The 14083-nt window shown below is 40.6% G+C and carries 8 protein-coding genes; all 8 read left to right on the top strand.

Going from position 1 to position 14083, the window contains the following annotated elements; genetic code table 11:
• Positions 1–1034: 1034 nt before the first annotated feature.
• Entirely contained in the window at positions 1035–1436 is a 402-nt protein-coding gene (locus H6G69_RS14525; RefSeq protein WP_190688002.1) for a GPW/gp25 family protein, read from the top strand.
• Between the two features lie 219 nt (positions 1437–1655).
• The gene (locus H6G69_RS14520; RefSeq protein ID WP_190688256.1) at positions 1656–3821 is read left to right on the top strand and encodes a putative baseplate assembly protein; all 2166 of its coding nucleotides are present in this window, start codon (positions 1656–1658) and stop codon (positions 3819–3821) included.
• Between the two features lie 34 nt (positions 3822–3855).
• The gene (locus H6G69_RS14515) at positions 3856–4239 is read left to right on the top strand and encodes a four helix bundle protein (protein WP_245894916.1); all 384 of its coding nucleotides are present in this window, start codon (positions 3856–3858) and stop codon (positions 4237–4239) included.
• A 15-nt stretch (positions 4240–4254) separates the two neighbouring features.
• The gene (locus H6G69_RS14510) at positions 4255–5322 is read left to right on the top strand and encodes a phage tail protein (protein WP_190687999.1); all 1068 of its coding nucleotides are present in this window, start codon (positions 4255–4257) and stop codon (positions 5320–5322) included.
• A gap of 58 nt (positions 5323–5380) precedes the next feature.
• Positions 5381–6613 carry a DUF4159 domain-containing protein gene (locus H6G69_RS14505; RefSeq protein WP_190687996.1) on the top strand — a complete coding sequence of 411 codons (1233 nt, stop codon included), beginning with the start codon at positions 5381–5383 and terminating at the stop codon, positions 6611–6613.
• Between the two features lie 78 nt (positions 6614–6691).
• On the top strand, positions 6692–8854 hold the full coding sequence (locus tag H6G69_RS14500) for a hypothetical protein (RefSeq protein ID WP_190687993.1): 2163 nt from the start codon (positions 6692–6694) through the stop codon (positions 8852–8854).
• Between the two features lie 75 nt (positions 8855–8929).
• Positions 8930–11656: a hypothetical protein gene (locus tag H6G69_RS14495; RefSeq protein WP_190687991.1), complete on the top strand. Its 2727-nt coding sequence runs from the start codon at positions 8930–8932 to the stop codon at positions 11654–11656.
• Between the two features lie 54 nt (positions 11657–11710).
• Positions 11711–14053, top strand: coding sequence for a CHAT domain-containing protein (locus tag H6G69_RS14490; protein WP_190687988.1), 2343 nt, complete (start codon positions 11711–11713; stop codon positions 14051–14053).
• Positions 14054–14083: the final 30 nt, after the last annotated feature.

The following is a 14083-nucleotide window of genomic DNA, read 5'->3' as shown; positions in this document are numbered from 1 at the left end:
TTGATTTTTAAGTAGAACTACTGACACAAGAAATAAAATTCTGTGAAGATATATAAACTAAACTCTAACCTTCCTCATCCTTACTGGATGATTTTACAGAAATTCTGTTACTTAGCCGTAGTTCAGTTTTGAGAACCAGATGTATCTTCAGGGAACTTAACTTTAGCACCGATGAATGTGCTGACAGTTAACTGAAAATTTTTAGGAACACTGAAAATGAGTAAATTTTAAACGTTGTTTGGTGCGATTATAAGATTTTCAGCTAAAAAAATTCACCGTAAATTCATTGATTTTTGTATATTCAGTAAATATACATAGGTTGCATTTTAATGGTAAAAATAATTCAACTTTTGGTGAATAGTTTTGATTTGCCAATCGGCATAAAGTAGAGTAGACTACTCCTCAATATTTATCTACTATGCTATTGCTCAATCGCTAGCTAGACTTGTTGCCTGTCAAGCATTGACCGCAAGGGGGGAATGGCAAAGTAGGTCTAAAATTGAGTTGAAAATAATCATGGATTGGCTGTCAGTACATCCTAGATGTTGTGCTGTAAACAAGTGCCAAGATTATGATATTGCGAGAGAATATTTGACTAAATCAAGCGATCTCCGCATGAAATTGACATTGTATTCATCCTATAGTCATGAGTGACTTATATAAATTTTTTACAAGAGTTTAGTCAAGCAATTACTCAAGATGATTCTTGAAAAAGATTTATATATTTTTGGGAGAAAATTAGTAACTATAACTATGTTTTGCCACTAGAGGGATCTGATAGCCTAATGCACTTGGCAGTGGTTAACAACCGATGAGATGCGGTGAAGTTATCGAACAGAATTCAGGAGTCAGGAGTCAGGAATCAGAATTGAGTATGAATTTTAATGAGTGGCGGGTCTTTTTCCCAGTATATTGATTCTGAATTCTGACCTACGATGTTGCCAAAATAAAGGTTAACTCGACTTTTGGCGAATGGTATTAGTTTTAGCGATCGGCATAAAGTAGCGTAAACTGCTCATCACTGTGTACCTACCATGCCAGAACTCAATCAAAATCAACACCTGGGTGCGGGCTGGTCGTTTCCGTTGCGGGTGAATGTCCAAGGAGGTCTGCAACTTAGTAAAACAGAACGCAATATTGAAGAGTCGATGATGCTGATTTTGCGTACCGAGTTGGGTGAACGGGTGTATCGTCCTAACTTTGGTTCGCGGTTGTCGGAGTTGACTTTTGCACCGATGAATACACAAACTTTATTACTTTTGCGTCTATACGTCCAAGAAGCTTTGGAAATGTGGGAACCGCGCATTGTTTTAGATGCGGTGCGTGCTGACCCAGATCCCCTGCGAGGTCGTGTAGATATTGTGATTGAATATCATCCTAAAGATAGCCATGATTCGCGGAGTTTAGTATTTCCGTTTTATTTGAATGGGCAGTAGTTGAAAGGCAGAAGGCAGTGGTTCGACTACTTCGGCTGCGCTCAGTACAAGTTCGCTCACCAACCGGGCAGAAGGCAGGAGGAGTATTTAATACTCAGCACTCAGCACTCAGCACGGGCTAAACGCCCCGCTATCGCTAACAGCACTTTTAACTCAGCACGGGCTAAACGCCCCGCTACCGCTAACAGCACTTTTAACTCAACACTTTTATTAAATATTGTGGAATTTGATTTTTTACCGAAGTTACCCAAGTCTAATCTAGACGATCGCACTTTTAAAGATTTAGTTGATGAGTGTATTCTGCGGATTCCCCGCTATTGTCCAGAATGGACGAATTATAACCCCAGTGACCCAGGTATCACGTTAATTGAGCTATTTGCTTGGTTAACTGACCAAATGTTGCTGCGGTTTAATGAAGTACCAAAGCGCAATTACATTACTTTTTTAGAGTTATTAGGTGTGAGGTTACAAGCACCTGCGCCGGCGGTGGCGGATATTACTTTTTATCTTAGTGCGGCTTTACCGGACACTTACACAATTCCGGCTGGGGTGGAGGTGGCGACAATTCGCACGGAAACAGAAGAGGCGATCGCATTCACTACAGATCGGCCTTTAATTATTGATAAACCGCAAATTCGCCACTTTCTCACCTGTCCCACTGCTGATCAAAAACCAGAAATTTTGCGCGATCGCTTGACTAATTTATGGACGATGCGCTCTGATGGTGAGTGGTATGGTAGAGAGTTGGCACTGTTTGAAGAACAACCCCAACCAGGAAATACTTTTTATTTAGTGATTGATGGGGAATCTCAGTGTGAAGGTAACGTTCTCGCCTTGCAATTAAAAGGAGAAGCCGCCACCGCCACAGGGATTAACCCTGACATTCCGCCGCGCCGTTGGGAAGCTTGGAACGGTGTGGAATGGGAAGCGGTACTGTTGCAAGAATCTGACGACAGCACCAAGGGTTTTAGTTTTAGCGAATTGCTGACTCAAGGGATTAATCCCCTACAAGGTGCAGATATCGTCCTGCATTTACCGCAATCTTGGCCTGTGACGACTTTCACCGCCTATCAAGGACGTTGGCTGCGTTGTGTGTATACTGCGCCCCAACCCAATCAACCAGGATATAGCAGCGCGCCCCGGATGATTGGTTTGGCTGTTAGATCAATTGGTGGGACTGTGGGTGCGAGTCAAAGTGAATTGATTCGCAATGAAATTTTAGGGGAAAGCGACGGTACACCAGGACAGACTTTTCAATTACAGGGAGTTCCGGTGTTGAACCGTCGGGAAGATGAATATTTGATCATTTCGCCGCCTGGGGGAATTCCTCAACGGTGGTATGAAGTCAGCGATTTTGCTAATTCTCTCCCCCAAGATTTGCACTACACAATTGATTCGCGCACCGGGACAGTACAGTTTGGCCCGGTGATTCGGGAACCAGCCCAACTCCAGCAACAGACGGAATTTAGGCGAGGGGTGGGGAATTTTGCCAATATTCAGGAATTGGAAAGGCAATATGGGGCTGTCCCGCCGCGTGGGTCGGTCATTCGGATGGTTGCATACCGCACGGGTGGCGGGCGTAAGGGGAATGTGCAACGGGGGACGATTACGGTAGCGAAAAATGCGGTTCCGTATGTGGCGAGGTTAATTAACCATACACCCGCGCGTAACGGTTCTGACGCGGAATCTTTGGAAGATGCGGTGATTCGCGTTCCGGCAATGTTGCGAACCCGCGATCGCGCTGTGACTCCTGAAGATTTTGAAGTGCTGACCCTACAAGCTGGTGGTGGTGCGGTGGCGCGGGTGCGTTGCTTACCACCCACATCAACCAAGGAAGCCGGAACCATCAAATTATTAGTTGTCCCGGCGGCGAATACAGATGCGATTAATCGTGGCGAAGGTATCGAACCGGAATTATTTAGTCTGAGTCCGCAATTGCGCGACCAAATTATTGCTTATCTAGATGAACGGAGGTTATTAGGAATACAAGTTAAATTGCAAGCCCCGGAATATGTGGGTGTAGCAGTGCAAACAGAAGTTGCGCTGGAACCAGAATACAACCATCCCGCCGCCCAGCAGGAGATTTTAAGTAAGTTACGGGTGGCGTTGTATCGCTTTTTGAATCCGATTACGGGGGGTCAGGATGGGAGAGGCTGGCCGTTTGGGCGACCTGTTTATCCTTCGGATATTGTCAATTTGTTTCAGCAATTTCCGGCGGTGCGGTATTTGGGGGTAGTGCAGTTGTTTGAATTGCGCTATGTGGGTTCAACTTGGGTGCGATCGCTTCCCCAAAATCCGGTGATTGATCCAGGGGCGTTGGGTTTAATTTGTTCTTGGCAAAATACGCGGTTGCGTTCTGGTCATGTGGTCAATCTAATTCAGTAAGTAAGTGCTGAGTGCTGAGTGCTGAGTTATGGAGGTGAATCAGTTGAGTAAAGTAGAAAGATTTGAGGATTTAATTGCTTGGCAAAAAGCTAGGGTTTTGACTAAAGCAATTTATCAAATTACACAACAGGGAGCTTTTAGCAAAGATTATGGACTTTCAGGACAAATGCAAAGAGCATCAGTCTCAATAATGTCTAATATTGCTGAAGGATTTGAGCGTAATAGACCTAGAGAATTTCATCAGTTTCTTTCAATGGCTAAAGCTTCTTGTGCTGAATTACGTTCTCAACTTTATGTAGCTTTAGATGTTCAATACATCCAGTCACACGAATTTAATCAGATTTTAAATCAAGCACAAGAAGTTGGCAGAATTATCGGTGGTCTTCGTGCATCTATTGACAAAAATAAACAAGAATAAAAACCACACTTTTTTATGACTAACCAAATCCTGCACCTACAACTCACATCTATGCAACTACCTGATGCGGTACAGTCATTAGCAGTGAGTACAAGTGCAGCCGATTTTTCACACTCAGCACTCAACACTCAGCACTCAGCACTCAGCACTCAGCACTCAATTCGCGCGGGGTGTGATTTGGTTGTTCATCCGCCGGAACCGAGTGAGATAGTTTTGCAACTGGAAAACTTGGGTAGTCGGATGTTGCGGTTGAATGTGCGCCTTGAGGGGAATTTCCCGGCTGAGTGGTGTCGCATTGGGATGGAGGGGTATGAACTTGCGCCGCGATCGCGGATGGATGTGGTGTTATATTTTCAACTTCCCGCCGATTTTTTTGAAACTCCCGCGTTGGCGGCTGGTCAATCTTTGGTGTTGGATTATCACAGTCGCATTCATGTTAATTACACCGAGGAGGGAACTGGTAGACAGTTAGTTGAAACGGCTGGGTTAAATTTATATGTCCGTCCCCGCAGTCTTTATCCGAAGTTTTTACCTGCGGTTTATCGAGAAGTTGATTTTATTGGTCGCTTCTTGAAGATTTTTGAACAGGCGTTTGAACCCGCAGTGCAAACGCTGGATGTGTTGTGGGCTTATCTCGACCCCATGACCGCACCGCAGACATTGTTACCTTTTCTCGCGCACTGGGTAGCTTGGCCTGTTGATCGTCGTTGGACTATCGAACGACAACGTTATTTAATTCGTTCGGCGGTTGAACTTTATCGCTGGCGGGGAACACGTAGAGGTTTGCGTTTATATATACATCTTTATACAGATTTACCTTTAGATGAACACATTACAAGAGAAGTTGATAAACATATTTGTATTGAAGAAATTCGCGGCGAAGGTTTTGTATTAGGTAATACGCGCCTGGGCGAAGATGCGATGATTGGTGGCGGTCGTCCGTATCATTTTATCGTTCGCCTCCGTCCCCAACGCCCAGATCAGGTAGATGAACAATTAGTCCGCCACATTATCGACCAAGAAAAACCCGCTTTTTGTACTTATGAACTTTATATAGATGAGTCAATAACTAATGGTCAATAGTCAAAAGGATAAAGCATAAAATTTCATACTTCATACTTCACACTTCATACTTCATATCATGGAAATTCATCCCCTAGAACGACTACAAATTCAAGATGGTTTATTGATTAACGCTGAACGGTGGAAGCGATCGCATGATTATCACCGTCAGCGACAAAATATTCATTATCAATCACTTAATGAACCGGGAATAGTTGAAGGTTTGGGTGTGAGTTTGATTCCTGCGCCGAAGGATGTACCATCACAATATAACGATGGGCGATGGTTACAAATTCAGCCAGGAATTGCTATTGATGTGAATGGGAATCCGATTCTGGTTCCGCAACCAATAGATTTTCATATTTCGGCTGATATTACGGAAGAAAAACCCAGATTAATTTATTTAGTTGTGCGTTATGTAGATCCAGATACTTTACAACGCAAACAAGTAAGTGAATTTGAAATAGAAACTTTTCGGATTGATGAAAAAACAACACCGCCTGATGCTTTTGAGGTGGAGTTATGTCGAATTTTATTACAACCGGGATTAGTAACTTTAGAAAATCCCCAAGATGTATTTTATCCTAGTTTGAATAGTTTGGATTTTCGTTATCGTAAAATTGCGCGATCGCGTCCTACGGCGGTGGTCAGAGTAGCGCATCTTGATAGTCAGGAAACGAAAGAAGGAAGTAGTTTTGCCAATCTCGCTTCTTTATTAAGATATACCGCAAGTCTTACCTATACGCTCCAAGGCGATGAACAAATTCCTCGTCTAAATTTTCCGCTTTTAGACCCAACGATAGCAATTAATTATGATTTGCTATTTATTACTGGTAGTGAACCATTAATTTTAAATGTCCAAGAATCAGCTAATCTCAAAAGCTATCTAGATAGTGGTGGTGTTTTATTAGTAGAATCGCCTACCGATGCAGTTGATAGATTAGAAAGCATTTTAGAAATTACTGAAAGTTTAGCCACACCCTTAGAAGATTTACGCCGACTTGATAAACATCATCCATTACGAACACAACCGTTTTTATTTGCTGCTTTACCAGCTATAAATCAAAAGCCTATGCAAATTTTAGTTGCAGGTGGCATTGTTTTAGTGATTGGTGATTTATCACTAGCTTGGGGATTAGATGAAAAGTTAACTTTACCACGAGAAACAATTCGCACCGCCCAAGAATTAGGGATTAATATTCTCAATTTTGCCTGGAAGCGTAAGCGAATGACACAATTACGGCAACAAACTGCAACACCTGTCTCAACTAAACATGATGCTTTAAAAAATATTTTTAATAAGTTGGAATAATTTTTTAACGCAAAGTATCGCAAAGTTCAACGCAAAGGAACACAGAGTTTTAAATACTCAGCACTCAGCACTCTATTTATGGCAGTTAATCTCGTTAATACTAAAATTTCTACTCAAGTATTGAACTTTCAACCGGGTGGTTCACCAGCTTCTTTTGATGTAACTGTAGTTAATGAAAGTGATCAGTTTGCTTCTTTTCAAATCGAAATCATTGCGGCTGGTGGTGGTGAAAGTTTGGGGACTAATTGGTACAGTATTAAACCTGCGGTGAGCGCGAAAAATCCACCAGGGGATAGTACAAAATTTGAAGTCACAATTACTAATACACCTGTTGTCGGTTTTATCGGCAAAATGAACTTGATTGTGCGGATTTTTTCGCTGGAATTGCGGGATGAAGACAGACAATTGCTGCGGTTGATAGTTGAAGCAGGTGTTGGTGCTGTACCGATGCAGGTTGAGTTACCAATAAGAGAATTTACAACTCAACCACAGGGAACGATTGAGATTCCAGTGCGGGTTTTTAATCCTAGTCAGCTACCTGCGAGTGTTTCTTTAAAACCAATGGGACTTAAACCCCAATGGTTTATTAATGGCGATGAAAAACTATTATCAGTTCCGCCAGGTAATAAAGCAGAAACTTCATTTTTATGTCAGTTACCAATTGCAGAAGAAGTACCGAGTCAAGCATATCCTTTTACGATTGAGGCTAATTATCCCAATGGACTTCCATCTAGTAGTCGAGAAGGGATAGTTAATGTTACTCCAGCAGGGTTTGTTGACTTTCAATGCACACCAGAAAAACAACAAATACCCGCATCTCGCCCTTGGCTACCACAATTAAAAGTTAATTATACTACTTACCAACTCGAATGCAAAAATCACAGTAATTTGCAGCAAAAGGTAAGTATTGAAGTTAAAGAAGATGAGGAAAATAAGCGGAAATGTTTTTGGGAAGTACACCCAGAATTTGTAGAAGTAAATCCGGGAGAAAGTAAAACTTTACAATTATTAATTAGTAAGCGGCGGCAGTGGTTGGGTCAGAAGCAAAAACGTGCATTTAAAGTTAAGGCTATTGTACCAGATAATCGCGTCAATATTAATGATGAAAATCAATATTTACAACTCATTATTCATCCAATTTTACATCCTTGGTTACAGATGGGCTTAGGATGTCTTTTACTATATTTACTTTGGTATATTTCATGGTTAAATCCTGATAACCCATTTTTTGGTCATCGTGATGCTGTAACATTTGTACAGTTTAATGGAGTAGGCGATCGCGCCGTTAGTAGTTCCCAAGACCAAAGTATAATTAGATGGAATATCGCAGGTTTTACTAATCCCTTAGTTAATCAAGATGATGGCAGAATGGCTAGAAAGATTGGTAAGTCTGTGCGAATTGTGCGTTATAAACCTGTGGGTAATGATGTAGTCGCCGCAGGTTTAGAAAACGGCGAAATTCAAATTTGGGATGTACTTGGCTGGACAAAAAAACCAAAGGCAACTTTTTCACTTAATAAAGCAGACCGAGTTTTAGGCTTAGAATTTAGCCAAGATTCCCACTTTTTATTTAGTGGTCATGGTAGTGGTCTAGTTGTGCAATGGGATTTAAATAGTGCGCTGTTAGACGATGAGAAAACTTTAGAAAAACCAATTAATTATAAGGATGTGAAGTTTCCTGTATATACGCTGGCGACTGTTGGACAAGATAAACAAAATTTAGTGATTGGTGGGAGATATAACAATTTAGTTATCTGGAATTTTAGCCAAGATAAATTATGGAAAATCCCCTATAATCCCCCAGGTAGTCAAAATGATTATATCGTCAGTCTTAATAGTCCTGAATACAAACCGCATTTATTAGCAACAGCCGATAATAGGGGACAAATTACATTATGGAATATGAACCAATGTTTAAAAAATAGTAATAATCAATGTCAAATTTTAGATAAATGGTCTGATGGTCATGGTGGAAAAGCAGTGCGTTCTGTGGCGTTGAGTCGAGATGGTTGTTATTTAGCTAGTGGTGGTGATGATAATCGCGTTATGCTATGGTCTTTAACTCAAGCGGGTAGAAGAATTTCTCCGGTTGGTCAAGAAATACGTAAAGAAAAACAACGATTTAATAGTGTAGATGTGAAAGTTGTGAAGAATAAAATTTTGATTATTAGTGGTAATGAAGATAATAAAGTCAGGTTAGATATTAGAGATTTGAATAAAAATGTTGGTTGTAAACAATAATGATGAATACTTATAGACGTAGTTAAAATACTTTTTACTTTTACCTTTTTACTTTTTACTTTTTGGGGTGTAAACATGACTGCCATAAATTCAAGAACTAGTAATTCCCAACTCGGTTTGAGTATGGCAGATGTGTTACTGTTACCCCCACAGCAGCGCAAAATAGTCCAGTGGTTAATTAAGCATCCTGATAGCGTTACCCTTACCCAAGTATCAATTCATTTAGATTTAAATCAACAAGCAACTTTAGCTTTATTAGATGAATTAGTTGACGAAGGTTTTGTCCAGCAAATATTAACTGGTGGTGAGGTGAAATATCGCGTTAATTTGGCAGCAAAACGCGGTATTCAACAACAAAACCTGCAACAAACCCTTGCGCCGGGAAATCCTCTGGCGATTATTTTTAATCCTTCTGGTGATTATGCAGTCCAGGCTGGGGCAAAATTTGAAATTAATGTCACAGTCACAAATAAAGGTCAAGAAAGTGCATTAATTGATATTTTTATTGATGAATTATCACCGCAATTAATTCAATGGTGTGATGCACCAAAGCAAAGGTTAGCACTTAGCCCTAACTCTGTGGGTGAGGTGTTATTTGAATTTAACGTACCTGTCACAGCAATTCCTAGCACTTATAACTATGCAATTGTTGTTGATGCGCCCCTACATTATCCTGAAGATACGCCTATTCGACATGGGGCAAAAATTCAGGTTTTGCCTGCAATTGAAACGGTAGTTAGAGTTAGTGACCCAACTTTTAGCTTACTACCTTTAACAAGTTCGCGATCGCCTGCCAAAATTCCCCCAGGCGGAATCTTACAAGTTAATGTCAATGTTCACAATCGTTCGGATAGGGTAGATAGATTTCGTCTCAGTTGTCTCGATTTACCCCAAGAGTGGGTGAGTATCCGCTATCCTGAAGGTTTGGAAACCGCCGGACTTGTCATCCCGAATATGGGTTTGAATCTCAACCCCGGCGAAAAAGGAGAAATATTACTTCAGTTCCAACCACCCCTAGGCGCAAACGCCGGACTTTATTACCCTAGCATCCGCTTGTACTCCGCCAACAACCCTGATTTGATGCTGTTGGATGTAATTTACTGGGAAATTTTACCGTCTTACCTGCTGAATGCAGAAATGCTGATTGTGGTAAATCGGGTGAGACGCAAAGGTGGAACTTTTGAAGTTAAATTCACGAATGCGGGTAATACGGTTAGGGAAATTACTTGTCAAGCAGTTCCTGTCGATGAAGATAAGGTATGTACTTACGTAACTTCGCCAACGGTTTTACGTGTATTACCAGGGGAAAAAGCTGCAACCCAAGTAACAGTCACACCTGTGAAATGGTGGTATCGTCCGATGTTCGGCGCGGGAAGATTGCTGAATTTTCGCATTGAATTAGTAGATCAGCAACAAATACCTTTACCAAACCCCGCTTTACCCGGAAGCTTAATTTGGGAACCGCGTCCCTGGTGGCAATTTTTACTCGTATTACTGACGGCTTTGGGAATTATCGGTGCAATTGCATTTTTAATTTGGCTGTGGTTATTCAGTCCCCCCGCAGTTCCCAAAATCTTACAATTTCTCTCCTCTGACTCTACTTATCAAGCATCCAACAATGATTTTATTCGCTTAAGTTGGCAAATTCGCCACCCCAAAAAATTGCAAACTATATCTTTAACTGGTTTATTTGCTGATGGTACGGCGGCGGTACAACCAATAGTTTATAACTTCAACGGTAAACTACCCCAAGAACTACAACCATTCTGCCAAATGGGTGCAGTATTAACTTGTTCTAACGTCCCTAGCGATGCGCGTAAACCAGGAGATTATACTTTTCAACTACAAACATTCGCTAATAATAATCCCGACTTACCAGCCGACACAATTAAAACCAATACGATTAAAATCGTCCCCATTCCCCCACCACAAATTTTAGAATTTTCCCCAGCACAATCGGTTTACCAAGAAGTTAAACCTAGCACTAACAAAATTAGCCCCGACACCATTCGCCTCCACTGGAAAATTAACGATTTAGATAAAATCAAAGAATTACGAGTAATTGGGCGATCGCCAGAAAATTTAGTCAACAGTCCACTGCAAACTTATAATGTTACTCAAGGCATTCCCGACACACTCAAAGCCTTCTGTAACCAACAAGATAATCAACTAAATTGTCGTAAAATTCCTGCTAACAATCGCGGCGCAGGCGACTATATATTTGAACTGCAAATATTTACCAAAACCGACACAGATAAACCAAGTATTACTCAAAAAACAGACTTAGTAAAAGTCCAACCTCTACCCAGCAAAATTCTCGAATTTAAAATTGATGGTAACAACCCCTTACCCAAATATCCCATAGTAATTAATCCCCTTAAACCAAACAAACCCCTCAACTTATCTTGGAAAGTCGAAGGTAGTAATAACATTAAAGTCGAACTTCTTCCCGCACCCGGAGACATCCCTCGTAACGGTACAATACCCTACCCAGTTAATCAACAACCCGGTAGCGAAACCATCACTTTACAAGTTACCAATTCCACTGGTGAAAAAGTAACTCGTTCCGTCACCATAGAAACTTTTTTACCACCTAATTCTGCAACCAATCAACCACAACTACCACAATTAGAAGGCGCGAAACCAGAAATCCCAACTACACCCCCACCACCCACAACCCAACCCGCACAACCCCCTGGAACCTCCCCATCCCCAACCAACAACACCCCTAATCCCAACTCTCCCACACCATCCCAACCAGATAAACTCTCACCCTTAGAACTCCCCCCAGGATTTGATTAAAAGCAAATTTTTCTTCTTTGCGCCTTTGCGCCTTTGCGCGAAATAAAAAAGACTATGAAACCCCATCTATTATTAACAATAATCCTCCTCCTCTTCCTCTCCCCCCTTCCCGCCAAATCATTAGACGCACAACAATATCGCGCCAACTTACTCTTAAACCTCGGTAATAGACAACTCACAAACGGACAATTTAAATCAGCCTTAGCATCATTACAAGAATCACTCAAACTATATCAAATAACAGGCGATCGCACCGGAGAAGCCACAGCTTTATTTCGCATCGGTGACGCTTACTTTACTCTCGGTAGATATAGAACAGCCATTAACTATTACAACCAAAGTTTACAACTAACTCAAAATTTTCCTAACCAATCGCTGACAGTACAAATTTTTGAACATCTCAGCAATACATATATCACCCTGGGCGATGAAAAATTAGCTAAAAAATATCAAACACAAGCCACTGCGCTTAAAAAAGAAATTGGTAATCCCGACAGAGAAGCCGCTTTTTTAGGTAACGTTGGTTTAGATCATGATGCGGCGACTGAGTATAAACAAGCGATTGCTTTTTATTCCCAACAATTCACAACCGCTAAAGACAATAATAACTATCAACTGCAAATAGATTCCTTACAAAACCTCGCTGCAACTTATCGTAAATTAGGGCAGTATAACCAAGCGATCGCAACTTATCAACAACAGTTAAAATTAGCCCAGCAATTAAATAATAATACTATCGTCAGTTTGACATTTAAACAGATAGCCCAAACCTATCAAACGCAAGGTGACTTTCAAGCTGCGATCGCATTTTATCAACAACAGCTACAACTTACCGATAAAACCCAAAAATCTGAAGTCATCAGACAACTAGGACGCGCTTACACTTTTGCCAAAGAATACGAGCAAGCCGTAGCATTATATCAAGAACAATTAAACTCCGCTAAAGCCAATAAAGATAATTACACCCAAGGGACAGCTTTAAATAACCTAGCCTTTGTTTATCTCAACTCAAACAAATTCGATGAAGCTAAAACAACCCTACAAGAAAGTATTAAAACTTGGACATCCCTACGTTTAGATTTAGGCAACACAATTGATTACGCTGCGGAACAAAACAATACCTATCGCTTACTACAACAAGTTTTAATTACCCAAAATCAGCCAGAAGCCGCCTTAGAAATAGCTGAACAAGGCAGTATTATGACATTTCTACAATTAATGGGAATGCGGTTAGCTGCGGAAGCCAAAGATAATAATTTAAAAACTGCACATAAATCAATTATTTTACCGACAATTATTGATATTCAAAAAATTGCCAAATCACAAAAAGCTACTTTAGTCAAATATTCTCTTATTCCTGATGATGGCTTATATATTTGGGTAATTCAGCCCACAGGTAAAATTACCTTCCGTAAAGTCAAACCCACACCAGAAAATACTTTCACTTCCACTAATTCCATTTCTGAAATAGTTGCCAGTGTTCCTAAATATCTGGGCATCAATAGTCAAGATAACCAAACCCAAAAGCTTGTCAATCCGTTATTACAATTACATCAACTATTAATTAAACCTATTGCTGATTTATTACCTGATAATCCGCAAGCCCAAATAATTTTCATCCCTCAAGATGAGTTATTATTTGTACCTTTCTCCGCTTTAATTGATATTTCTGGTAAATATTTAATTGAAAAACATCCAATTTCAACTGTACCAGCAATTCAAATCTTGCAGTTAGCTAAAGAACAAAGAGGTAGAACAGGCGGAAGTAAAGTTGTGGTTGTGGGTAATCCTACCATGCCAAAAATTTCCCATGCAATTAATCAAGCACCCCAACCTTTACCACAACTCATAAATTCCGAACAAGAAGCTTTAGCTGTTGCTGATTTATTTAAAACCAAAGCTTTCATTGGTAGTCAAGCAAGTAAAGCCGCAATACTTCCTTTATTACCCAAAGCGAAAATCATTCATCTAGCAACTTATGGTGTATTAGATGATATCAAAAGACAAGGTATTCCTGGCGGAGTTGCATTAGCGGGAGAGAATACCGGACTCCTTACCACCAGCGAAATTCTCAACTTATATAACCAACCAAAAGGTAAACGTTTACGCGCGAGGTTAGCTTTTATCAGTGCTGGTGAATCAGGAAATAGTAGCTTAGGTAACGGTATCCAAGGTTTATCTTTGGCACTGATGACATCTGGCGTGCCTAGTATTATTATCTCGCAATGGGCAGCATCAGATACACCAACATCCATGCTAACTACGGAATTTTATCTGCAATTAAAACAAAAGCCTAATAAATCCCAAGCTTTACAAAAGGCGATATTAGCCACAATGAAGCAGTATCCTAATCCGAAATATTGGGCAGGATTTAGTTTAATTGGCGAACCATATTAAAAAATAATAAAAAGCACGCATAATACATCA

This window comes from Nostoc sp. FACHB-110, assembly GCF_014697425.1.
GTDB lineage: Bacteria > Cyanobacteriota > Cyanobacteriia > Cyanobacteriales > Nostocaceae > Nostoc_B.
The sequence above is the reverse complement of the archived record's forward strand: the minus strand, read 5'-3'. Positions and strand labels throughout refer to the sequence as shown.